Source organism: Pseudomonas rossensis (assembly GCF_039888995.1).
Lineage (GTDB): Bacteria > Pseudomonadota > Gammaproteobacteria > Pseudomonadales > Pseudomonadaceae > Aquipseudomonas > Aquipseudomonas rossensis.
This window is the reverse complement of the sequence record NZ_JBBWCB010000020.1, coordinates 1-22212: the sequence shown is the minus strand read 5'-3', so window position 1 is coordinate 22212 and position 22212 is coordinate 1. Positions and strand designations below refer to the sequence as shown.

Annotated in this window: 19 protein-coding genes; 7 read left to right on the top strand and 12 right to left on the bottom strand. The window is 59.2% G+C overall.

The window, feature by feature from the left end; genetic code table 11:
• Window positions 1-47 precede the first annotated feature (47 nt).
• Window positions 48-404 carry a dihydroneopterin aldolase gene (gene folB / locus WLY71_RS08175; protein WP_008008297.1) on the top strand — a complete coding sequence of 119 codons (357 nt, stop codon included), beginning with the start codon at window positions 48-50 and terminating at the stop codon, window positions 402-404.
• A complete protein-coding gene (gene folK, locus WLY71_RS08170) occupies window positions 395-913 on the top strand; it encodes a 2-amino-4-hydroxy-6-hydroxymethyldihydropteridine diphosphokinase (protein ID WP_347803166.1) in 519 nt (172 codons plus the stop codon). Before folB ends, folK begins: the two co-directional genes overlap by 10 nt.
• A 108-nt stretch (window positions 914-1021) precedes the next feature.
• Here folK and WLY71_RS08165 read toward each other — a convergent pair whose 3' ends face one another.
• The 11 genes from WLY71_RS08165 to WLY71_RS08115 all read right to left on the bottom strand — a co-directional run bounded on the left by WLY71_RS08165 (window position 1022) and on the right by WLY71_RS08115 (window position 15212).
• Entirely contained in the window at window positions 1022-2251 is a 1230-nt protein-coding gene (locus WLY71_RS08165; protein ID WP_347803165.1) for a multifunctional CCA addition/repair protein, read from the bottom strand.
• Window positions 2252-2314: 63 nt separating this feature from the next.
• A complete protein-coding gene (locus WLY71_RS08160) occupies window positions 2315-3877 on the bottom strand; it encodes a SpoVR family protein (protein WP_347803164.1) in 1563 nt (520 codons plus the stop codon).
• On the bottom strand, window positions 3874-5145 hold the full coding sequence (locus WLY71_RS08155) for a YeaH/YhbH family protein (RefSeq protein ID WP_095127215.1): 1272 nt from the start codon (window positions 5143-5145) through the stop codon (window positions 3874-3876). Before WLY71_RS08155 ends, WLY71_RS08160 begins: the two co-directional genes overlap by 4 nt.
• Before the next feature lie 202 nt (window positions 5146-5347).
• The gene (locus WLY71_RS08150) at window positions 5348-7270 is read right to left on the bottom strand and encodes a PrkA family serine protein kinase (protein WP_033056218.1); all 1923 of its coding nucleotides are present in this window, start codon (window positions 7268-7270) and stop codon (window positions 5348-5350) included.
• A 296-nt stretch (window positions 7271-7566) separates the two neighbouring features.
• On the bottom strand, window positions 7567-7896 hold the full coding sequence (gene glpE, locus WLY71_RS08145; RefSeq protein ID WP_347803163.1) for a thiosulfate sulfurtransferase GlpE: 330 nt from the start codon (window positions 7894-7896) through the stop codon (window positions 7567-7569).
• A 33-nt stretch (window positions 7897-7929) separates the two neighbouring features.
• Window positions 7930-8811: a symmetrical bis(5'-nucleosyl)-tetraphosphatase gene (locus WLY71_RS08140; RefSeq protein ID WP_347803162.1), complete on the bottom strand. Its 882-nt coding sequence runs from the start codon at window positions 8809-8811 to the stop codon at window positions 7930-7932.
• The gene (apaG, locus tag WLY71_RS08135; protein ID WP_347803161.1) at window positions 8811-9191 is read right to left on the bottom strand and encodes a Co2+/Mg2+ efflux protein ApaG; all 381 of its coding nucleotides are present in this window, start codon (window positions 9189-9191) and stop codon (window positions 8811-8813) included. Before apaG ends, WLY71_RS08140 begins: the two co-directional genes overlap by 1 nt.
• Window positions 9192-9312: 121 nt before the next feature.
• Window positions 9313-10131, bottom strand: a complete 819-nt coding sequence (rsmA, locus tag WLY71_RS08130) for a 16S rRNA (adenine(1518)-N(6)/adenine(1519)-N(6))-dimethyltransferase RsmA (protein WP_347803160.1) — start codon at window positions 10129-10131, stop codon at window positions 9313-9315.
• Complete coding sequence (gene pdxA / locus WLY71_RS08125) at window positions 10128-11117, bottom strand: 4-hydroxythreonine-4-phosphate dehydrogenase PdxA (RefSeq protein ID WP_347803159.1); 990 nt, start codon at window positions 11115-11117, stop codon at window positions 10128-10130. The genes rsmA and pdxA overlap by 4 nt, the downstream gene beginning before the upstream one ends.
• Entirely contained in the window at window positions 11114-12430 is a 1317-nt protein-coding gene (gene surA / locus WLY71_RS08120) for a peptidylprolyl isomerase SurA (RefSeq protein WP_425589917.1), read from the bottom strand. Before surA ends, pdxA begins: the two co-directional genes overlap by 4 nt.
• Window positions 12411-15212, bottom strand: a complete 2802-nt coding sequence (locus tag WLY71_RS08115; protein ID WP_347803157.1) for an LPS-assembly protein LptD — start codon at window positions 15210-15212, stop codon at window positions 12411-12413. Before WLY71_RS08115 ends, surA begins: the two co-directional genes overlap by 20 nt.
• A gap of 130 nt (window positions 15213-15342) precedes the next feature.
• On the opposite strand from WLY71_RS08115, the gene WLY71_RS08110 reads away from it, so the two are divergent.
• From WLY71_RS08110 to WLY71_RS08100, 3 genes are read left to right on the top strand one after another with little or no spacing between them, the layout of a single operon-like run.
• Complete coding sequence (locus tag WLY71_RS08110) at window positions 15343-16362, top strand: aminoglycoside phosphotransferase family protein (protein ID WP_347803156.1); 1020 nt, start codon at window positions 15343-15345, stop codon at window positions 16360-16362.
• On the top strand, window positions 16359-17030 hold the full coding sequence (gene murU, locus WLY71_RS08105; protein WP_347803155.1) for an N-acetylmuramate alpha-1-phosphate uridylyltransferase MurU: 672 nt from the start codon (window positions 16359-16361) through the stop codon (window positions 17028-17030). Before WLY71_RS08110 ends, murU begins: the two co-directional genes overlap by 4 nt.
• Before the next feature lies 1 nt (window position 17031).
• Window positions 17032-17799: a TerB family tellurite resistance protein gene (locus tag WLY71_RS08100; protein ID WP_347803154.1), complete on the top strand. Its 768-nt coding sequence runs from the start codon at window positions 17032-17034 to the stop codon at window positions 17797-17799.
• 112 nt (window positions 17800-17911) lie between these two features.
• On the opposite strand, the gene WLY71_RS08095 is transcribed toward WLY71_RS08100, so the two are convergent.
• Entirely contained in the window at window positions 17912-18901 is a 990-nt protein-coding gene (locus WLY71_RS08095) for an alpha/beta hydrolase family protein (protein WP_347803153.1), read from the bottom strand.
• Window positions 18902-18974: 73 nt separating this feature from the next.
• Between WLY71_RS08095 and WLY71_RS08090 the strand changes: the two genes are divergently transcribed.
• Together WLY71_RS08090 and WLY71_RS08085 are read left to right on the top strand one after the other, a co-directional pair.
• Window positions 18975-21374 carry a PAS domain-containing sensor histidine kinase gene (locus WLY71_RS08090; RefSeq protein ID WP_347803152.1) on the top strand — a complete coding sequence of 800 codons (2400 nt, stop codon included), beginning with the start codon at window positions 18975-18977 and terminating at the stop codon, window positions 21372-21374.
• Window positions 21375-22004 (top strand): response regulator, encoded by a 630-nt coding sequence (locus tag WLY71_RS08085; protein ID WP_003210977.1) that lies wholly within the window; start codon window positions 21375-21377, stop codon window positions 22002-22004.
• Window positions 22005-22212: the final 208 nt, after the last annotated feature.

The following is a 22212-nucleotide window of genomic DNA, read 5'->3' as shown; positions in this document are numbered from 1 at the left end:
GATTCTAACGGCGCATTGCGCCCTTGTCGTGCAGCGGAGAAAAGTGCTTGGACAGAGTGTTTATCGAGGGCCTGGAAGTCGACACCGTGATTGGTGCCTACGACTGGGAGCGAGGCATCCGACAGTGCTTGCGTCTTGATCTGAGCTTCGCCTGGGATAATCGCCCGGCCGCCGCCGGTGATGACCTGACGCTGGCGCTCGATTACGCCAGTGTGTCGTCGCGAATCCAGGCCTTTGCCGAGCAGGCGCAGTTCCAACTGGTCGAGACGTTCGCCGAGCGTCTGGCTGAAGTGCTGATGAGCGAATTCAACATCACCTGGATGCGCCTCAAGCTGACCAAGCCAGGCGCCATCCCGGCTGCCACGGGTGGTGTGGGCGTGGAGATCGAGCGCGGATGTCGCTGACTCAGGTGTTTCTCGGGCTCGGTAGCAATATCGAGCGCGAATCCCATTTGCAGGCTGGCCTGGAAGCCTTGGCAGGTTTTCTGGTGGATATACGCTGCTCGGCGGTGTTCGAAAGCCAGCCGGTGGGGATCAAGAGCGGGCCGTTCTTCAATTTTGTGGTGTCGGCTTTTACCGATTTGCCGCTGATTGAGCTGGATCGCCGGTTGAAATTCATCGAGGCGGACAACGGCCGTTATGCGCCGGATCGCAAGGGTTTGCCGCTGGATATCGACGTGCTGCTGTTCGGCGATCTGGTGGGCAACTTCGATGGCTTGATCCTGCCGCGGGCAGAAATTCTGAAAAATGCCTTCGTGCTGTGGCCGTTGTCGCTGATTGCGCCGGATCGCGTGCATCCGGGTGTAGGCAAGAGCTTTGCGGCGTTGTGGCGCGAGGCGCAGATTGACCAGGTGTTGGCGCCGGTGGCGTTTGAATGGCGCGGTGAGCAGTTGACCCCTTCAAATTTATTGTGAAGCGGGTGACGCCATCGCGAGCAAGCTCGCTCCCACCCTGGATTGTGTGAGCACCAGAGATCCAATGTGGGAGCGAGCTTGCTCCGGGCGGCGATCCGACGATGCTTTTCAGGCAGGCGCAGCGTCTTTGTAGGCCTTCAGCGCCTTGAGCCGCTCACGCTTGATCGCCTCGCCCAGCTCCGGCCCTTTGAATCCCTTCTCCAGCAACGGCTGAACTGCCACGGTCCGAGCAGCATTCGCCGCCCCCCGCAAATAATCAGCCTGTGGATAACTTCGCTGTTCCAGGCCTTTACGTCCACGCGCGTCCATCTCGCACGCGGCGATAAATTCCTCGAACCGCTGCGGCCGACGGTAAACGTCGAAACTCTGCAGCAACTCTAGCAACGTCGACGGCTTCAGCTCCAGGGCGCGATGGCCGTGGGTGTGATATTCGCCCACCAGCAGAGCCAGTTCCTGACAGTCCTTCGGTGCCTTGAAGCGTTCGTTGACCGCTTTGATCAGCTTCAAGCCCTTGTGCTCGTGAGCAATGTGTCGCGGCCACTCCTCCTCGGGCGTCAGTCCCTTGCCGAGGTCGTGCAGCAGGCAGGCCCAGCGCACGGTGAGTGATTGTTTGTGCTGCGCCGCTTGCTCCAGCACGCTCAAGGTGTGCACGCCCGTGTCGATTTCCGGGTGGTGGGCCTCCGGTTGCGGTACGCCGAACAAGGCATCGACTTCCGGCATCAATACCTTGAGAGCGCCACACTCGCGCAGCACTTCGATGAACACCTGTGGCTGATCTTCCATCAGGGCGCGGGAAATTTCCTTCCAGCTGCGTTCGGCGGTCAAGGCTTCCAGCTCACCTGACTCGCTGAGTTGGCGCATCAGTTCCACTGTCTCTGGCGCAACGGTGAAACCAAGCCCCGCATAACGAGCAGCGAAGCGGGCAACACGCAAAACCCGGAGCGGATCTTCGGCGAACGCGGGGGAAACGTGACGAAGCAAGCGCGCCTCGAGATCGCGCTGGCCGTGGTAAGGATCGGTCAGGTTCTGCTGATCGTCTTCGGCCATGGCATTGATGGTCAGGTCACGACGGATCAGGTCTTCTTCGAGGGTAACTTCGGGGCTGGCGTGAAAGGTAAAGCCGCCGTAACCGCGTCCGCTTTTGCGCTCGGTGCGGGCGAGGGCGTATTCCTCACCGCTTTTGGGGTGAAGAAACACCGGGAAGTCCGCGCCCACCGGGCGAAAGCCCTTGGCGAGCATTTCTTCCGTGGTGGCGCCAACCACAACCCAGTCGATGTCGGTGACAGGCTTGCCCAGCAGGCGATCACGTACCGCGCCGCCGACTTTATAAATCTGCATAAAAAACCTCCGTTAGCCCGACAGAATAACCTTTGCGTCGAACCTCCGGAGGCAGAAACAGGATCAAAGATGGATGACAGCGAGGTCCAGTCGGCCGTAATCCCCCTCGCTGTGTTCACCTCTGGGTGGGACATGATGGACTTTCATCACCTGGTCCCCTTGCAGGGTTTCCAGATGAATATCGAAGCCCCAGAGGCGATGCAGGTGTTTGAGCACTTCCTCGGTGGACTCGCCCAGCGGTTTGCGGTCGTGTTGCTGGTGACGCAAGGTCAGCGAGCGGTCACCACGCCGGTCGATGCTGTAGATCTGCACGTTGGGTTCACGATTGCCGAGGTTGTATTGCGCCGCCAGGGTTTCACGGATGATGCGGTAGCCACCTTCGTCATGAATGGCCGGGACCAGCAGATCGTCCTTCTGGTCGTCATCAAGAATGCTGAACAACTTCAGGTCACGGATCACCTGGGGTGACAGGTACTGCAGGATGAAGCTCTCATCCTTGAAGCTGCTCATGGCGAACTTGATGCTCGACAGCCAGTCGGTGCCGGCAATCTCAGGGAACCAGCGGTAGTCCTCTTCGGTAGGGTGTTCACACATGCGGCGAATGTCCCGGTACATGGCAAAACCCAGCGTGTAGGGGTTGATGCCGTTGTAGTAGGGGCTGTCGAAGCCGGGTTGATAGACCACGCTGGTGTGGGACGTCAAAAACTCCATCATGAAGCCGTCGGTTACCAGGCCTTCGTCATACAGGTCGTTCATCAGGGTGTAATGCCAGAACGTGGCCCACCCTTCGTTCATCACCTGAGTCTGACGTTGCGGGTAGAAATACTGAGCGATCTTGCGCACGATCCGCACGATTTCCCGCTGCCATGGCTCCAGCAGTGGTGCGTGTTTTTCGATGAAGTAGAGGATATTTTCCTGAGGTTCGGCGGGGAAGCGTGCGTTGTCCTTGTCGCTGTACTTGTCCGCACCTTTTGGAATGGTCCGCCACAGATCGTTGATCTGTTTCTGCAAATGCTCTTCCCGATCCTTTTGCCGGCGACGTTCTTCTTCGGCGGAAATCGGATATGGGCGTTTGTAGCGATCGACCCCGTAGTTCATCAGGGCGTGGCAGGAATCCAGCAGGTCTTCGACCGCGTCGATACCGTGGCGCTCTTCGCACTGCATGATGTATTGCTTGGCGAAGACCAGGTAATCGATGATCGAACTGGCGTCAGTCCAGGTGCGGAACAGGTAGTTGCCTTTGAAAAAGCTGTTATGCCCGTAGCAGGCATGGGCGACGACCAAAGCCTGCATGCAGATGGTGTTTTCTTCCATCAAATAGGCGATGCACGGGTCCGAGTTGATCACGATTTCGTACGCCAGCCCCATCTGGCCGCGAGAGTAGGATTTCTCGGTGCTGAGGAAGTGTTTGCCGTAGGACCAATGGTGATAACCCAGGGGCATGCCGACGGAGGCGTAGGCGTCCATCATCTGCTCGGCGGTGATCACTTCAATCTGGTTGGGGTAAGTATCGAGCGCGTAGCGAGCCGCCAGACGACTGATTTCTTTGTCGTAGGCCTGAATCAGCTCGAACGTCCATTCGGAGCCGGTGGAAATGGGTTGGCGCTTCTGCTCTTTGGCGGTCATGTCACTAACCTGCGCTGGAAGAGTTCACGGAAGACCGGATAGATATCCCCGGCCGAGACCAGTTGTTGCTGGGCAAAAGTGTCAGAGAAGGCTTCGGCGATGCGTTCGTACTCGAACCACAAGGCCTGATGTTCGCGCGGGGTGATCTCAACGTAAGTGTAGTACTGCACGAACGGCATGATCTGGTTGATCAGAATGTCGCGGCAGATTGGCGAATCGTCGTTCCAGTTATCGCCGTCGGAGGCCTGGGCGGCATAGATATTCCACTCATTGCTCGGATAGCGTTCGGCCATGATCTCCTGCATCAGTTTCAAGGCGCTGGAAACGATGGTGCCGCCGGTTTCGCGAGAATAGAAAAACTCCTCTTCGTCCACTTCCCTGGCACTGGTGTGGTGGCGGATGAACACGACGTCGATCTTGTCGTAGTTACGCTTGAGAAACAGGTACAGCAGGATAAAGAAACGCTTGGCGATGTCCTTGGTCGCTTGGGTCATGGAGCCGGACACGTCCATCAGGCAGAACATCACTGCTTTGGAGCTGGGGTTGGGTTGCTTGATGAGCAGGTTGTACTTGAGGTCGAAGGTATCGAGGAACGGTACGCGATGAATGCGCGCGCTGAGTTTTTCGATTTCTGCTTCGATTTTCTGAATATCGCCGAAGTTGTCCGGTTCATCCCGCTTCAATCGCAGCAGTTCTTCTTTGGCTTCGCGTAATTTTGCCCGGCTGCTGCCAGACAGGGCGATTCGCCGTGCATGGGCCGAGCGCAAGGTGCGGATGATGTTGATCCGCGACGGATTGCCCTCGTTACTGATCCCGGCACGAACGGTCTTGAAGGTGTCGGTGCCAGTCAGGTTGCGCTTGACCAGGTTCGGCAGCTCAAGGTCCTCGAACATGAATTCAAGGAATTCCTCCTGGGTGATCTGGAAGACGAATTCGTCCATCCCTTCGCCCGAGTTGCCGGCCTTGCCGGGGCCTCTGCCACCGCCACCTCCGGGCGGGCGGGCAATGTGCTCGCCGCTGGTGAACTCCTTGTTGCCCGGGTGCACGACGGTCTGCTTGCCACCGCGACCGTGGTGAAGCACCGGCTCGTCAATGTCGCGGCCGGGGATGCTGATCTGTTCGCCGTGTTCCATATCGGTAATGGAGCGCCGGCTGACCGCCTCTTCGACAGCCTTTTTGATGTGATCACGGTAGCGCCGCAGAAACCGCTGACGGTTCACCGTGCTCTTGTTCTTGCCATTGAGACGTCGGTCGATCACATAGCTCATGACTGCTCCTTAGAAGCTGTCCTGAAAGGGGCGAGCGGTTATGCAGCATCGACGGTGCCAAGGGATGTTCACGCTCCCCCAAGCGCTTTTGGACGCTGCCTGAACCTCGCTACCGACTTTCGAACACCTCCCAGAAGTCTGTGTAACAGAAAATGAGTACACAGGCCTCTGGCTGACGACAACCGGTCTGACCGGCAGCGGGTTATTGTGATTTTCTGACCCGCAGGTACCACTCGGACAGCAGTCGAACCTGTTTGTCGGTGTAACCCCGCTCGACCATCCGTGTGACGAAGTCGTTGTGCTTCTGCTGGTCCTCTTTGCTGGCCTTGGCGTTGAAGCTGATGACGGGCAGGAGGTCCTCGGTGTTGGAGAACATTTTCTTCTCGATGACCACCCGCAGTTTTTCGTAGCTGAGCCAGGTCGGGTTCTTGCCGTTGTTATTGGCCCGGGCGCGCAGTACGAAGTTGACGATTTCATTGCGGAAATCCTTCGGATTGCTGATTCCGGCCGGTTTTTCGATTTTCTCCAGTTCTTCGTTCAGCGCTACGCGGTTGAGGATCTCGCCGGTTTCCGGGTCGCGGTATTCCTGGTCCTGGATCCAGAAGTCGGCGTACAGCACATAGCGATCGAAGATGTTCTGGCCATACTCGCTGTAAGACTCGAGGTAGGCGGTCTGGATTTCCTTGCCGATGAACTCGATATAACGCGGTGCCAGGTACTCCTTGAGGAAGCGCAGATAGCGTTCGCGGGTTTCCGCCTGGAATTGTTCCTGTTCGATCTGTTGTTCCAGCACGTAAAGCAAGTGCACCGGGTTGGCAGCAATTTCGTGCGGATCAAAGTTGAACACTTTCGAAAGGATCTTGAACGCGAAGCGGGTCGACAAGCCGTTCATGCCTTCGTCGACACCCGCGTTGTCGCGGTATTCCTGGATCGACTTGGCCTTCGGATCGGTATCCTTGAGGTTTTCGCCGTCATACACGCGCATCTTGGAGTAGATGTTGGAGTTTTCCGGCTCTTTCAGTCGCGAGAGTACGGTGAACTGGGCAAGCATCTTCAGGGTGTCAGGAGCGCAGTGAGCCTTGGCCAGGGAGCTGTTGAACAAGAGCTTGTCGTAGATCTTCACTTCGTCGCTGACCCGCAGGCAGTACGGCACTTTGACGATGTAGATCCGGTCGATGAAGGCTTCGTTGTTCTTGTTGTTGCGGAAGGTGTGCCATTCCGATTCGTTGGAGTGGGCCAGCAGGATCCCGGTAAACGGAATTGCCCCCAGACCTTCGGTACTGTTGTAGTTGCCTTCCTGAGTGGCGGTCAGCAGTGGGTGCAGCACCTTGATCGGTGCCTTGAACATTTCGACGAATTCCATCAGGCCCTGGTTGGCCCGGCACAGCGCGCCCGAGTAGCTGTAGGCGTCGGCATCGTTCTGCGGGAATTCTTCGAGTTTGCGGATATCGACCTTGCCCACCAGCGCCGAGATGTCCTGGTTGTTTTCATCTCCCGGCTCGGTTTTGGCCACTGCGATCTGGTTGAGGATCGACGGATACAGCTTCACCACACGGAACTGGCTGATGTCGCCGCCGAATTCGGCGAGGCGTTTGGTAGCCCATGGCGACATGATGGTGTTGAGGTAGCGCCGTGGAATGCCGAAGTCTTCCTCGAGGATCGCGCCATCTTCAGTGGCGTTGAACAGACCCAGAGGTGATTCGAATACCGGCGAGCCCTTGATCGCGTAGAAGGGCACTTTCTCGATCAGCTGTTTCAGCTTCTCGGCCAGGGACGATTTACCGCCACCCACAGGGCCGAGCAAATAGAGAATCTGTTTCTTCTCTTCCAGGCCCTGAGCGGCATGGCGGAAATACGACACGATCTGGTCAATGCATTCTTCCATCCCGTGGAAGTCTTCAAAGGCCGGATAGCGGCGGATTACCTTGTTGGAAAAGATTCGCGACAGCCTCGAGTTGGCCGAGGTGTCGAGGAGCTCCGGTTCACCGATGGCCAGTAACAGACGCTCGGCGGCGGAGGCGTAGGCGCTGCGGTCGCTTTTGCACAGCTCAAGATACTCTTGCAGCGAGAGTTCTTCCTGGCGTGTGGACTCGAAGCGTTGTTGGAAGTGGCTAAAGATACTCATGACGTCACCTCGCTCGATACGTGGAGCCGACGCCGGATCATTCAGTCGATGCTGGCAGCGACCGAATATGCAGTCGCTGTTTACCCCCCAGAACTCTTTCGAAGCTGACTACCCCGAAAGCTACTCCCGATGACCCGCGCGCCGGTGTACCGGCTCTCCCCTGTTTTGGATGGCCTGCGCTTAAGGATAGTTGGGAATTCGGGAGGTAAAGGCGAGATACGTAATTAGTTGTGGCAGACCGTTCGTCTGCCACCGCGCGAGCCCGCGGGGACCGGGGCTTGCGCGTTACAAAAAAATTATTCGCAAGTGCCTTGTGCCGTTTCCGAAGGGTAAGTCGTACGCCACAGCTCAAAACCGCCATCCATGCTGTAGACGTCGGAGAAGCCCTGACTAATGAGGTACGCAGCGGCGCTCTGGCTGGAATTGCCGTGGTAGCAGACGACCACGGTCGGTGCGTCGAGGTCGGCAGCGCGGATGAAATCCGAGATGGAGTGGTTATCCAGATGCTTCGAGCCGGCGATGTGCAGTGCGGCAAAGGTCGCTGGGTCGCGAACATCGACCACCACCGCGCCTAGTTCGCGCAGGGCCTGGGCCTGTTCCGGGGGGATACGTTTGAATTCGCTCATTGCGGGCTCCTGTGGCTCGGCTGAAAGCGCAGTCTAGCGCGGGGCGCTTGCTGACGATGGTTCGGGGATAAGTGCGGCGACTGGCGGCAGGGCAAGGCCATGCTCGTCGCATTTGCAAGACAGGCGTTCACCGCTGTCGACATTCATGAGGGTCAGTGCGCCACCCCAGACACAACCGGTGTCGAGGGCCGAGATGCCCGGCTCATTGCATCGGCCTTCCAGAGCGGCCCAGTGGCCGAAGATGATCTTCAGGCCCTTGGTCTTGCGCTCTTTGTGCTGAAACCAGGGTTTGTAGCCCGGTGGCGCATTGTCGAGGCCTTCCTTGCTTTTGAGGTCAAGCTTACCCTCGGCGGTACAAAACCGCATGCGGGTGAAATAGTTGGTGATCACCCGCAGGCGTGTCACGCCTTTGAGGTCGTTGTCCCATTTCGCCGGATCGTTGCCGTACATGCCATCGAGGTAGGGCGGCAACAGGTTGTCATCGCGCAATGCAGTCTCTACTTCGGCGGCATACTTCAAGGCCTTGCGCAGTGACCACTGGGGCGGAATGCCAGCATGTACCAGGGCGACATCGCGCTGTTCGTCGTAATGCATGAGCTTTTGCTGACGCAGCCACGCCAGCAGTTCCGCGGAATCGGGCGCTGCGAGAATCTCGAGCAGGGTGTCGGACTTCTTCAAGCGTTCGATGTTTTTCCCTGCCGCCAGCAAGTGCAGGTCGTGGTTGCCGAGCACGCATACCAGCGATTCGCGGATGCTATGGAGGAAGCGCAAGGTTTCCAGGGACTGCGGCCCACGGTTGACCAGGTCGCCTACCAGCCACAGACGATCCCGTGTCGGGTCGAAGGCGACCTGCTTGAGCAGGCATTGCAATGCTTGAAGGCAGCCTTGCAGATCGCCGACGGCGTACGTTGCCATCAGTGCAGGGCTCCGGGCACCGCCAGACGGAATGGGGCGATGATGGCGTCGAAGTGTTTGCCGTCGTCGGCAACCATTTCATAAGTGCCCTGCATCGTGCCGACCTCGGAGGTCATGACGGTGCCGCTGCTGTAGGTGTGGCTTTCGCCCACATCTATCAATGGTTGCTGGCCAACAACGCCCGCACCGCGAACCTCTTCGACATGCCCGTCACCGTCGGTGATCACCCAGTGCCGCGACAACAGTTTGGCCGGTAGCTCGCCATTGTTGTGCACGGTGATGGTGTAGGCGAAGGCAAAGCGGTTTTGCTCGGGTTGCGATTGTTCTGCCAGATAGCGGGTGACGACGCTGACGTCGACCTGGTAACGAGGATCGGACATGCAAGAGGCCTTAAACGAAGCGGAACGCGGGGCGTAGCTGATGGAGATCAGTCTAGGCCAAGTATCGGGTAGTAAACCAGACATGAAGGCTGGTGTCCTACCCGATAACGCTCATAGCCTGTCAGTCGGCGTCGGGCTTCTGTAGGACTTGTTCGCTGAGCTTGTCGGCCAGGCGCACGAAGGCGGCCAGATCGAGTTGTTCGGGGCGCAGGCTGCCATCAACGCCGGCGGCTTCGATTTCAGCGTTGCTCAGCAGCAGCTTGAGGGTGTTGCGCAAGGTCTTGCGGCGCTGGTTAAAGGCTTCGCGCACGACACGCTCCAACAGCTTGTGATCTTTTGCCGGGTGCGGAAGTACCGCGTGAGGCACCAGGCGCACGATCGCCGAATCGACTTTGGGCGGCGGATTGAACGCGCCCGGGCCAACGTTGAACAGATGTTCAACCCGGCAGTGATACTGAACCATGATCGACAAGCGACCCCAGTCACCGCCACCAGGGCCTGCTGCCAGGCGCTCGACCACTTCCTTTTGCAGCATGAAATGCATGTCGCGAATCAGGCTGGCGTTATGCAGAAGGTGAAAAATCAGCGGCGTAGAGATGTTGTACGGCAGGTTGCCGACCACCCGCAGGCTGTTCGGCGCGGCGTTCAGGCTGGTGAAGTCGAACTTCAGCGCGTCGCCCTGATGCAGGTTGAAATTGCTCTTGCCGGCGAACTGCTGGTTAAGGATCGGGATCAGATCCTTGTCCAGTTCCACCACGTCCAACTGGGCGCCGCTGTTCAGCAGGCCTTGAGTCAGCGCACCCTGGCCAGGGCCGATTTCCAGTAGACGGTCTTCGGGCTTGGCGTGGATGGCGCGCAGGATGCGGTCGATTACGCCGGCATCGTGCAGGAAGTTCTGGCCGAAGCGCTTGCGCGCACGGTGTTGGTAATGCTCGGTCATAAACGGGTCTCGGCCATCTGGTAGGCGGTTTCCAGGGCGACTTGCAGGCTGCCGGTATCGATTTTGCCGCTGCCGGCCAGGTCCAGGGCAGTGCCGTGGTCGACCGATGTGCGGATGATCGGCAAGCCGAGGGTCACGTTGACTGCCGCACCGAAGCCTTTGTACTTCAGCACAGGCAGGCCCTGGTCGTGGTACATCGCCAGCACTGCATCACAGTGCTCCAGATACTTGGGGGTAAACAGAGTGTCGGCGGGCAGGGGGCCACGAAGGTCCATTCCTTCGCCGCGCAGGCGCTCTAATGTAGGTTCGATAATGTCGATTTCTTCATGGCCCAGGTGTCCGCCTTCGCCAGCATGGGGGTTGAGCCCACACACGAGGATGCGTGGCTGGGCAATGCCGAATTTTTCTTGTAGATCGGCGTGCAGAATTCGCGTGACCCGTTCCAGACGCTCCGGCGTGATCGCATCGGCAATCTCGCGAAGAGGCAGGTGAGTGGTGACCAGCGCCACGCGCAATCCGCGAGTAGCGAGCATCATCACCACTTGTGCGGTATGGGTCAGGTCGGCGAGAAATTCTGTGTGCCCGGAAAAGGCGATCCCGGATTCATTGATCACGCCCTTGTGCACAGGGGCTGTGATCATGCCGGCAAAATGCCCGTCCAGGCAGCCTTGGCCAGCTCGAGTCAGGGTTTCGAGAACGAAAGCCGCGTTGGCCTTGTCCAGTTGCCCGGCAGTGACCTTGGCGTTGAGCGGTGTATCCCAGACATACACGCTGTTGGCTGGCGCGGGTACATCCGGCCAGCTGTCCGGGTTTACCGGCAGCAAATCGACAACCACACCCAGCTGCACGGCCCGCTCAAGGAGCAGGTCGCGGTTGGTAATGGCAATCAGGGGATGTGGCTGGGCTTGCGAGGCGAGCAGCAGGCACAGGTCAGGACCTATGCCGGCCGGTTCACCGGGTGTCAGCGCGAAACGTTTGGGTTTCACTGCGCTGCCTGGTCTGCACCAGGGAGTTTGATCTCTACGTACGCTTCGTCACGGATCTGACGCAGCCAGGTTTGCAGCTCTTCGTCATATTTGCGGTTACGCAATACGGTCATTGCTTGCTGCTCGCGGGCCTGGGTGGTGCTGTCAGTGGCACGACGGCCAAGGACTTCCAGAACATGCCAGCCATATTGGGTCTGGAACGGCTTGGACAGCTGACCTTGCGGGGTCTTGGCCATCACTTCGCGGAATTCAGGCACCAGTGCATTCGGGTCGATCCAGTTCAGGTCGCCACCGTTGAGGGCGGAACCCGGATCTTCCGAGAAGCTTTTCGCCAATTCGCCGAAATCTTCGCCCGCTTCGATTCGGGTGTAGAGGGACTCAGCGAGGGCTTTGGTTTTTGCTTCGTCGCGGATCGGACTCGGTTTGACCAGGATATGACGCACGTGCACTTCATCGCGTGTCTGAGTCTCACCGCCACGCTTGTCGAGGATCTTCAGGATGATGAAGCCGCCCGGTGTGCGCATCGGTTGAGTGATGTCGCCGACAGTCATGGTGCTAAGCATGCGATCGAACGGAGGTGGCAGCTGACCGGCTTTACGCCAGCCCATGTCGCCACCTTCCAGTGCGGTTTCGCTGGCGGATTTGGCGATTGCCAACTGACCGAAGTCAGCGCCTTGCTTGAGCTGTTGGTAAACCGCGTCTGCCTGTTTGGCTGCATTCTGAATCGCGTCGGAGTTGGCGCTTTCCGGCGTAGGAATCAGGATGTTGGCCAGGCGGAATTCTTCGGACAGCTGCATTTTGCCAAGGTCGGAAGCGAGGAAGTTCTTCACTTCCTGTTCGGAAACCTGGATACGCTCGGCCACACGACGCTGACGCACACGGCTGATGACCATCTCGCGGCGAATCTGGTCGCGGGCGTCTTCATAAGACAGACCATCGCGAGTCAGGGCGGCGCGGAATTGATCCACGGACATGTTGTTTCGCTGGGCAATGGTGCCGACAGCCTGGTTCAGTTCTTCATCGGTAATGCGGATACCGGAACGTTCGCCGATCTGCAGTTGCAGGTTTTCGACGATCAGGCGCTCAAGCACCTGCTGGTCCAGCACGCCGGCCGGCGGCACGGCTGAACCGCGCTTGGCGATGGTTTGCTGAACTTCATGGACGCGTTGGTCCAGTTGGCTCTGCATGACCACGTCGTTGTCGACAATGGCCACCACTTTATCGATGGACTGTACCGCGGCGTTCGCCGCGGTACCCAGGAACAGCGCGCCCAGCATCAGCGGGCGCAGACAATCAGAAAGCTTGGTCTTCACGTTCACGATAACCTTGGATGCCTTTGTCGAGGAAGCTCTCTACTTTGGCGCCGGTGAGGCCGCCGAGTCCCTTCAGAACAATTTGTAGGAAGATGCCGTGGTCGCCTTTTTCGTTTTCCGGGGCGTTCTGACTGAACTCGTCATACGAAACCCAGTAACGGTTGATCAGGCGCAGTTTCCAGCAGCAGTTGTCGTACTCGAAACCACCGAAAGCTTCCAGGGTACGGTTACGGTTGTAGTCATACTGCCAGCGGCTGATGGCGTTCCATTGCGGCACGATCGGCCAGATCACCGAGAAATCGTGCTGCTCAATCTTGTAGTAGTCCTTCACGTAGCCAGGTTGGCCTGGGGTGCCGTAGTCACCACCGCCGACTTGCCATTTGCCGGTGTTCTGGTCGTAACGGATCTGGTCATTGCGATAGCGATAGCCGGCGTTGATGACCTTGTTCGGGTTGTCTTCAGGCTGGTAGTGGAACATCGCGCTGCCCGAGCGAGGGCTGCGGCTGTCCGGGTCCCAGTTGTAATCGGCCGTGGTGCGCCAATCGCGGTTCCAGCGGTATTCGTATTCCAGCGCATAAGGCGAGACATTAGCCTGCGCATCGTCGCGGGTTTTTGCATCGATACCCGGCAACTGAACTTCGCGATCCTTGAAGTACACGGCCTGGCCGACGCTGATGCGTTGACGTTCGAAGCCATTGTCTTCGATCCAGCGGTTGGTTACGCCCAGAGACAGTTTGTTCTCGTCGCCGACGCGGTCGGCGCCGGAGAAGCGGTTGTCACGGAACAGCGACGCGTAGTTGAAGGTGTATTCGCCGGTGTCGAAGACCGGAATGTCTTCCTGGTCCGTTTCAGGGACGTACAGGTAGAACAGGCGCGGTTCGAGGGTCTGGCGATAGTTCTTGCCGAACCATTGGGTGTTGCGATCGAAGTACAGGCCGCTGTCGATACTGGCGATCGGCACGCCACGGTTCTGGCTGCTGCTGAAGGTACCGTTGAGCTTTTGCTGCTCCGCGGTTTGCGCGTCAATCTGGCTTTTGCCGGTACCGTCCAGGTCCAGTTGGTACTGGGTGTATTGGTACTTGAGCGATGGCTTCACGAAGCCATAAGTCCAGTCCAAAGGCAGGCTGACACCTGGCTTGAGATTCAAACGGTCGCCGTTGGCACGTGCAAGGCCTTGAACGTTTCTATCAAGGCGCGGTTCAGCGGTGCCATCTTCGTTTACGAAGTCACCGTCCTTCAGGTCACGGTCAAACCGTACGACTTCTGTCTCATAGTCGAAATTCAAGCCGCCAGGGTGAGTCGGCAACTGACCATTGAAAGTGATCTGCGGCAAGCGGTCGTACGGTGTAATGTCCGAAACGGTCGCGAGCTGATAAGCCTGTGCATTCAAACGAGCGGTGTAGCTATCGCCACGATAGGTGACAGAACCCTGCTGGTTCACGAAGTCAGAGCTTTTTACCCCGATCTGATCGGTTTCCAGATCCTGGAAGTAATACGGATCGCTGATCTTGGTGTAATCGACTTGTGTCAGAACGCGCGAGTCGAGACCGCCCTTGTGCTGCCAGTTATACATGTAGCGGTTTTTCTGGTAGTCGGTCTGCTTGCTGCGATCAGTGTCTTCGTCGTTGAGGTACGCGGCGCCGAACTGACCTTCGCTGGACGGGGTCAGGTAACGGAATTCGCCTTCCATCAACAAGCCGTGCTTGCTCATGTAGCGCGGGTACAACGTGGCATCGTAGTTCGGTGCCAGGTTGAAGTAATACGGTGTGACCAGCATGAAGCCGGTATCGGTGCCGGTGCCGATGGTCGGCGGCAGGAAGCCGGACTGGCGACGGTCGTCGATCGGGAAATAGATGTACGGCGTGTAAAGGACCGGAATGTCTTTGACCCGCAGCGTCACGTTGGTCGCGGTACCGAAACCGGTGGCCGGGTTCAAGGTGATGTTGTTGCCCTTGAGCTGCCAGGCGTTGCTGTCCGGTTCGCACGTGGTGTACGTACCATCCTTGAGGCGGATGATCGCGTTTTCGGCACGCTTGGCGTACAGCGCATTACCGCGGATACGGGATTTATGCATCACGTATTCGGCGTTGTCGACCTTGGCTTCACCGGTGTCGAGCTGCACGTCGGCGTGGTCGCCCACGATCAGGGCGCCGTTGTCGCGAACACGGACGTTGCCACTCAGTTCGCCACGGCTCTCGGCCTGGTAGAGGTTCGCTTCGTCGGCTTCGACCTGCATGCTGCCTTGACGCATGACCACGTCACCCGCCAGGGTCGCGACCTGCTCATCCTGCTTATAGCGAGAGGCTTTGGCGCCGAGAAAGGTCGGAGCGTCACTTTTATTCGTCTTGTCATTCATGCCAGGACGAATCGGTTCGATATAGGAACCAGCGCAGTAAGGACCGGTTTCGGCCAATTGCGCTGCAGTGAGCTTCTCGCGCGGAACCCAGTCGAGGTGACTGTAGTCTTCGCTACGCGACTTCAGGCCGCGGCCCTTGGATTCGGTCACCAGCACAGGCTTGGCGCCGGTGTCTTGACTAAAACCGCTGTCGGCCGGAGTCTCGCCGCTCGTGCTTACCGCCGCACTGCCGTCATGGACGGGGCGAGGTGGCAGCGCAGCTGCTGGAGATTTTGGCGCACAGTTCCAGGCACCCGAAGCAGAGACTGAGCAGTCATACTGTTCCGCGGCAACCACGAACGAAGTGGCTAGAGGTTGCAGGGCCAGCAGACTGCCGGTAACCAACAACGGAAATTTTTTACGAAACGCGGGGGATTTCAATGCCATCTTATTAGTCCGGGCTTCCTGCGTGCCATCTGCCCGCGGTGTGGGCCGCACGCCTCTCGATGGTCTGAAAAAGATGCTGGATAATAAAGCATGACCCGCTTGACGGCTAGCGCCGTCGGAGACCCTTGCAATGCCTGACCAAGATGTACGTTTGCAACACCTGAAAGTTTGGCTCGATGAGCAATTGGCTGCCCTCTTTGCAGAACAGGGTTGGGGTGTCGTACCCCCGGCCACGTTGACCGCGGCCAGCAGCGATGCGAGTTTCCGACGCTATTTCCGCTGGGAAGGCGAGGGCAGAAGCTTCGTCGTGATGGACGCGCCACCGCCCCAGGAAAACTGTAAACCCTTCGTGGATATCGCTTTTTTGCTGGCGAAATCCGGAATAAATGTTCCGAAAATTTATGCCGAAGACCTCGAACGTGGTTTTCTTTTGCTCAATGACCTGGGCAACAAGACTTACCTTGACGTGATCGACAGCGAAAATGCCGACGATTTGTTCAAGGATGCCCTGCAAGCGCTGCTGGCTTTTCAGCAGTTGCCGATGGTTGCACCGTTGCCAAGTTATGACGTGGCGCTGCTGCGACGCGAGCTGGAATTGTTCCCTGAGTGGTACGTGAAGCGCGAGTTGGGCATCGAGTTCGACTCGGCGCAGCAAATGCTCTGGCAGAACGTGACCGAGCTATTGATCGACAGCGCACTGGCCCAGCCTAAAGTGCTGGTGCACCGCGATTACATGCCGCGCAACCTGATGCTCAGCGAGCCAAATCCCGGCGTGCTGGATTTCCAGGACGCCGTCTATGGCCCCGTGACCTACGACGTGACCTGCCTGTTCAAGGATGCGTTCCTCAGCTGGCCCGAGGAGCGTGTGCGCGGCTGGCTGGAAGTTTACTGGCAGCAAGCGGGCGATCTCGGGATCCCGGTTCAGCCCGACTTCGAAGAGTTCCTGCGTGCCAGTGACCTGATGGGCGTGCAGCGGCACCTGAAAGTGATCGGCATCTTTGCCCGCATCTGCCACCGCGACGGCAAGCCGCGCTATCTCGGCGATGTGCCGCGCTTCTTTGCTTATATAGACGCCGTGATCGCCCGCCGTCCTGAACTGGCCGAGCTGGATGTGTTGCTGCTGAGTCTGCGTGCTGGAGCGAATGCATGAAGGCAATGATTCTGGCAGCAGGCAAAGGCGAGCGCATGCGCCCGCTGACCCTGACCACGCCGAAACCGCTGGTTCGCGCGGGCGGTATACCGTTGATCGAGTATCACTTGAAAGCCTTGGCGGTGGCGGGGTTTACCGAGGTGGTGATCAACCATGCCTGGCTCGGCCAACTGATCGAAAACTACCTGGGTGATGGCTCGCAATACGGCGTACGTATTCAGTACTCGCCGGAAGGTGAGCCACTGGAAACCGGAGGCGGGATTTTCCGTGCGCTGCCGTTGCTGGGTGACGAGGCCTTTATGGTGGTCAACGGTGACATCTGGACCGACTACGACTTCAGCGTGTTGCACCAACCCATCACCGGGCTGGCGCATTTGGTGTTGGCGGATAACCCGGCCCATCATCCGGCCGGCGATTTCAGCCTGATCGACGGGCAAGTACGCGACGGTCAGCCAGATACTGCAACCCTGACCTACAGCGGCATCGCGGTGCTGCACCCGCAGCTGTTCGAAGGATGCTCTGCCGGGGCGTTCAAGCTTGCACCGCTGCTGCGCAAGGCCATGGCCGATGGACACGTCACCGGCGAGCACTTGAATGGACATTGGGTGGATGTTGGCACTCACGAACGTCTGGCTGAAGTCGAAACCCTGTTAGAAGCGAGACGCTGACATGTTGTGGCCAGGGACTCTGATTGGAGCCGGAGCGGGCTTTTACATCGCCAGCATTCCGGGGGCCATGCTTGGCGCCTTGTTGGGGCAGGTGCTGGACCGGCACTTGCACTTGCAGAGCTGGGCGCACTTGCGAGAAAAGCTCGGTGGCCGCTCGGTGCTGCGCAACGATGAACTGCTGTTTGTGTTGTTGGGGCGGCTGGCCAAGTGCGATGGACGGGTGGTGGAAGGCCACATCCAGCAGGCCCGTCAGGAAATGCGTTCGCTGGAAATGACCGAGTCGGCCCAGCGTCGGGCCATTGCCGCGTTCAATCGTGGCAAGTCGGGAGATGACCGGTTGCGCGGTTATTTGCGCCGCTTGAGCGCTCAGCCCCATGCGGCCGAAGGCGTCTTGCGCGCCTGTTGGCGGATGATTTGGGCTGATGGCCGCGCCGGTAGCGCTGAGCGAGAGCTGATCAGACAGTGGGGTAAATGGCTGGGCTGGACGTCACGACAGGTGCAGGCGCTGTCGGCCGATTACGAGCAGCACAAGTTTGCACAGGCCAGCAGTGCGCTGACCTATCAAGATGCTCTGCGGCTTTTGGGCGTTTCGGCGACCAGCGAGCCGGCGCAGATCAAGCGTGCTTATCGACGCTTGCTGAGTCGCCATCACCCGGACAAGATCGCCGGCAGCGGTGCGACGGCGCTGCAGGTGCGTGAAGCCACAGACAAGACTCGCGAACTGCATAGCGCCTACACATTGATTCGCGAGCGGCGGGATTTTCGGTAGTGGCCCGGAAGATCAAAAGATCGCAGCCTGCGGCAGCTCCTACACCGGGTTATGCGTACACCTGTAGGAGCTGCCGCAGGCTGCGATCTTTTGCTTTTTCTTTTGCTTTTGCTTAATTCGCGTTCTGCGGACTCAACCAGCCCCGCACCCGACGGAACAGCTGCTCTTGCTCAGCCTTGGAATTACCCGGCAAAGCCTTGAGCGAGACCTGACTGAACCCCGAAGTCTTCAAACGTTTGCTGGCTTGCAAGCGTTCCAGCGCCAGGTTGCGATCCAGCGGCTTGTCCATATAGAAGATGTCTGCGGTGGGCAGCTTCAGGCTCGGTGTCAGTTCGGCCAGCTCTGGTTTGGCTTTCGCCGGCATCTGAGCGGCGACCATCACAAACTTCTCCACTTGCGAGGGCTGCTTTTCGCTCAGGTAGCGCGCGGCCCAGTAAGCGCCAGTGCCATGCCCCAGAACGACAATGCTGCGAGCGCTTTGCTGTTCGGCGTAGGCGATGGCGGCGTCGATGCGGGCGAAGATTCGTTCGGCGTCGGCTTTTGCCTGTTCCTCGGTGGTTTCGGCGATCGCCTTGTCCGCCACCTCCGCTTCACCGCCCGCCGCTTTTTCGATGGGCGCGGCGGTGGTCGAGTCTTTGCTGCCGGTGTCAGGGGCTTTGGGTGTGGGTGCCACTTCTACGATACGCGGCGCAATGGCATCGCTTTGCAGGTCCGGCAAGGTGATACTCAGGCTGCTCCATTCGGCGTCCGGCAATTTACGTCGCAATGGACCGATTGCTTGCGGCCAGTCAACGGTTTCGCCGGCGCCCGGGATGATAATCACCGCGCCTTTGGGTTCGCCGGTATTGGCCGGTTTCCACAAGGCCAGAAACGTGTCGCTGCCCGCTTGCAGTTGCTGCTGTTCCTGAGCCGGGATCTGTCGCTCAAGTGCAGACGCTTCTTCCTGACTACGCTCAAGCAGCGGCTGGCGCTCGACCGGTTTTTCTTCGGCGGGTGTTCCCGTAGTGGCAGGCGCCGGGTCGGCGGCCTCGACGGAAAAGGCACAAGGCAGGATCAGCGACAGGCACAATGCTGGCAGTGCCAGGCGGTAGACAGGGGGCATCGGATATTCCAGGCCAGAAGTTATTCCGGCAGCCTAATGGGTTGGTCAGTATTTGTCAGTGTGTGAGATTTCGATGATGCGTTTTCGCTGCCTGTGGGTTATCGGCTGTTTGTGGTTTCCCTTGATGGGCTGGGCGGCTCCCGCGCCACCGGTGCACGTCGCGCAATTGTCCGCGGGCCAGCAGCAATGGCTGGCGCAACATGGCGAATTGCGCGTAGGGCTGGTGTTGCAGGTGCCCTACGCCCAATACGATCGCCGCTTGCAGCGTTTGTCCGGGGTCAATGTCGAACTGATGAAGTGGCTGGCCAAGGCGCTCAAAGTCGAGCTGAGCTGGCGCAACTTTCCCGACCTGGCGCAACTGGAAGCCGCCGCGCGCGAGGGTGAAATCGACATCGCTCCGGGGCTGACCCAAACCCCCGGTGGCCTGCGGCTCTGGCAGTTTTCCGACCCGTATATGCGGGTGCCGCAACTGGTGGTCAGCGACCAGAAAAGCACCGGCGTGGTGGAGCTGGAAAAACTCGACAGCCAGACCCGCGTCGCCGTGCGCATGCCCGGCGCCACCGCCGATTACCTGCGCAGCAATTACCCGCATCTAAACCTTCAAGGCGTACCGATCGAGCGTCAGGCACTGCAACTGTTATTGAGTCAGCAGGCCAGTTACGCCGTGGTCGACGAAGCGCAGCTGGGGCGTTTGTCCGTCGAACCTGAGTTCGCCGGGCTGGTGGTGGTCGGGGATATCGGCCTGCCGCAACTGTTGCGGGTGGCCACGCGCCGGGACTGGCCGGAACTGGCCGGCATCGTCGAAAGCGCGCTGCGGGCGATCCCGGCCAAGGACCTGGAGCAACTGCACAACCAATGGCTGCAACCCAAATACCCGAGGCTGACCGAGTCCCCGGGGTTCTGGCAAAACCTCTGCCTGCTGTTGGTGGTGTTGATGCTCAGCAGCATGGCCATCGTGTTCTGGCAGCGTCGGCAGCAGCACAGTCTTGAGCATCGTTTGCGGGCCGCGCGCGAAGACATTGCGTTGCGTGCCGCCAGCGAAGAAGCCTTGAGCCTCACGCAGTTTTCCATCGACCAGAGCACCGTCGGTATCCTTTGGGTCAACTGGGACAGCCATGTGCGCTACGCCAATCGAGCGGCCGAAACCATGCTGGGTTATCCGGCGGGCGGGATCATTGATCGGCCGCTGATCGACTTCGAACCCGGCTTGCACATGGACCGCTGGCTGAACCTGTGGAAACGCGCCCGGGCCAGCGAGGAAGGCCCGCAAAGTTTCGAAACCAACTGCGTACGGGCGGATGGCAGCAATCTGCCGGTGGACGTTTCGCTGAGCTTTTTGCGGTTTCGCGACGGCGAATACCTGGTGGTTTACCTCAACGACGTCACCGAGCGCCGCCGTGCATTGGCCGCGTTGCAGGAAAGCGAAGCGCGTCTGCAAGGGATCGCCGCCAACGTTCCAGGACTGGTCTTTCGTCTGGAGCGAGCACCGGTGACGGGGCAGATCGACTTTGCCTACATCAGTGAAGGCAGTGAGAGCCTGGTGGGTTACTCACCCGCCACCCTGGCCCATCGCGACAAAGGCCTGCGCAGCCTGGTGCACCCCGACGACAAGGCCAGTTATCACCAAACCCAGGACCATGCGCTGGATACCGACAGTGACTGGTCGTGGCAGGGACGGATTCTCACCCGATCCGGCGAACAGCGCTGGGCCGAAATCAAGGCCATCACCCGCCGACTCGAAGACGGCGCCTATGTCTGGGACGGGATCGTCTGGGACATCAGCGAGAGCAAGCGCATCGAACTGGAACTGGCCAGCTCTCGCGAGCAGTTACGCGAATTGTCCGCGCACCTGGAGAGCGTGCGGGAGGAGGAAAAGGCCCGCATCGCCCGGGAAGTTCACGACGAGCTGGGTCAGATGCTCACCGTGCTGAAGCTGGAAACCTCCATGTGCGAACTGGCCTACGCGCAGCTCGACCCCGGTCTGAACGAACGCTTGAACAGCATGAAGCGACTGATAGCGCAGCTGTTCCAATTGGTACGCGACGTGGCCACAGCGCTGCGACCGCCGATTCTCGACGCCGGGATCGCCTCGGCCATCGAGTGGCAGGCCCGCCGATTCGAGGCGCGCACGCAGATTCCGTGTCTGGTGCAGGTGCCGGAGAACCTGCCGGTGCTCAGTGATGCCAAGGCTATTGGCCTGTTCCGGATCCTTCAGGAAGCGCTGACCAATGTTATGCGCCATGCCCAGGCGCATACTGTCGAACTGACATTGGCGCTGGAAGGCGACGAGTTGTGTCTGACCGTCAGCGATGATGGCGTAGGATTTGTCCCCGCAACCGGTAGGTCAACCTCCTTCGGGGTGGTCGGCATGCGCGAGCGAGTGTTGATCATGGGCGGGCAATTGTCGCTTGAGAGTGAACCGGGTGAAGGCACGACCCTGAGCGTGCGAGTGCCGCTGGATGAGGAGAAGTAAGTGATCCGTGTACTGGTAGCCGAAGACCACACCATCGTCCGCGAAGGCATCAAGCAATTGATCGGCCTGGCCAAGGATTTGCTGGTGGTAGGGGAGGCGAGTAATGGCGAGCAATTGCTCGAGACCTTGCGCCATGTTCCCTGCGAAGTGGTCTTGCTGGACATCTCCATGCCCGGGGTTAACGGGCTGGAGGCGATTCCGCGGATTCGCGCGCTGAACAATCCGCCGGCGATTCTGGTGTTGTCGATGCACGACGAAGCGCAAATGGCCGCCCGAGCGTTGAAGGTTGGCGCCGCGGGTTATGCGACCAAGGACAGCGATCCGGCACTGCTGCTGACGGCGATCCGCAAGGTCGCGGCGGGCGGGCGTTACATCGACCCGGACCTGGCCGACCGTATGGTCTTCGAAGTCGGCCTGACCGATTCGCGGCCGTTGCACTCGTTGTTGTCTGAGCGCGAATTCTCGGTGTTCGAACGCCTGGCCCAGGGCGCCAACGTCAACGACATCGCCCAGCAACTGGCCTTGAGCAGTAAAACCATCAGCACCCACAAGGCGCGGCTGATGCAGAAACTCAACATCACCTCCCTGGCGGAACTGGTGAAGTACGCGATGGAGCACAAACTCCTCTAAAGAACACCGCAGTCCCTGTGGGAGCGAGCTTGCTCGCGATGACGGCAGCACATTCAACATTTCTGTGACTGACCCGCCGCTATCGCGAGCAAGCTCGCTCCCACAGGGCCGTGGTGGCATGTCCATTTACGACATCCTGCAAAGCCGCTTTTGCCCGTTCTTGCGGCTTGCAGCTTCAAGATTGCCGCTGGCCCTATCCATCCCCGCC

Coding starts and splice junctions, on each gene's coding strand:
- WLY71_RS08155 (WP_095127215.1), bottom strand. CDS start 5,145: ATGAGCTATGTGATCGACCGACGTCTCAATGGCAAGAACAAGAGCACG.
- folK (WP_347803166.1), top strand. CDS start 395: ATGTCGCTGACTCAGGTGTTTCTCGGGCTCGGTAGCAATATCGAGCGC.
- WLY71_RS08150 (WP_033056218.1), bottom strand. CDS start 7,270: ATGAGTATCTTTAGCCACTTCCAACAACGCTTCGAGTCCACACGCCAG.
- WLY71_RS08160 (WP_347803164.1), bottom strand. CDS start 3,877: ATGACCGCCAAAGAGCAGAAGCGCCAACCCATTTCCACCGGCTCCGAA.
- apaG (WP_347803161.1), bottom strand. CDS start 9,191: ATGTCCGATCCTCGTTACCAGGTCGACGTCAGCGTCGTCACCCGCTAT.
- WLY71_RS08110 (WP_347803156.1), top strand. CDS start 15,343: ATGCCTGACCAAGATGTACGTTTGCAACACCTGAAAGTTTGGCTCGAT.
- WLY71_RS08095 (WP_347803153.1), bottom strand. CDS start 18,901: ATGCCCCCTGTCTACCGCCTGGCACTGCCAGCATTGTGCCTGTCGCTG.
- WLY71_RS08140 (WP_347803162.1), bottom strand. CDS start 8,811: ATGGCAACGTACGCCGTCGGCGATCTGCAAGGCTGCCTTCAAGCATTG.
- WLY71_RS08115 (WP_347803157.1), bottom strand. CDS start 15,212: ATGGCATTGAAATCCCCCGCGTTTCGTAAAAAATTTCCGTTGTTGGTT.
- rsmA (WP_347803160.1), bottom strand. CDS start 10,131: ATGACCGAGCATTACCAACACCGTGCGCGCAAGCGCTTCGGCCAGAAC.
- glpE (WP_347803163.1), bottom strand. CDS start 7,896: ATGAGCGAATTCAAACGTATCCCCCCGGAACAGGCCCAGGCCCTGCGC.
- WLY71_RS08100 (WP_347803154.1), top strand. CDS start 17,032: ATGTTGTGGCCAGGGACTCTGATTGGAGCCGGAGCGGGCTTTTACATC.
- WLY71_RS08165 (WP_347803165.1), bottom strand. CDS start 2,251: ATGCAGATTTATAAAGTCGGCGGCGCGGTACGTGATCGCCTGCTGGGC.
- WLY71_RS08090 (WP_347803152.1), top strand. CDS start 18,975: ATGATGCGTTTTCGCTGCCTGTGGGTTATCGGCTGTTTGTGGTTTCCC.
- murU (WP_347803155.1), top strand. CDS start 16,359: ATGAAGGCAATGATTCTGGCAGCAGGCAAAGGCGAGCGCATGCGCCCG.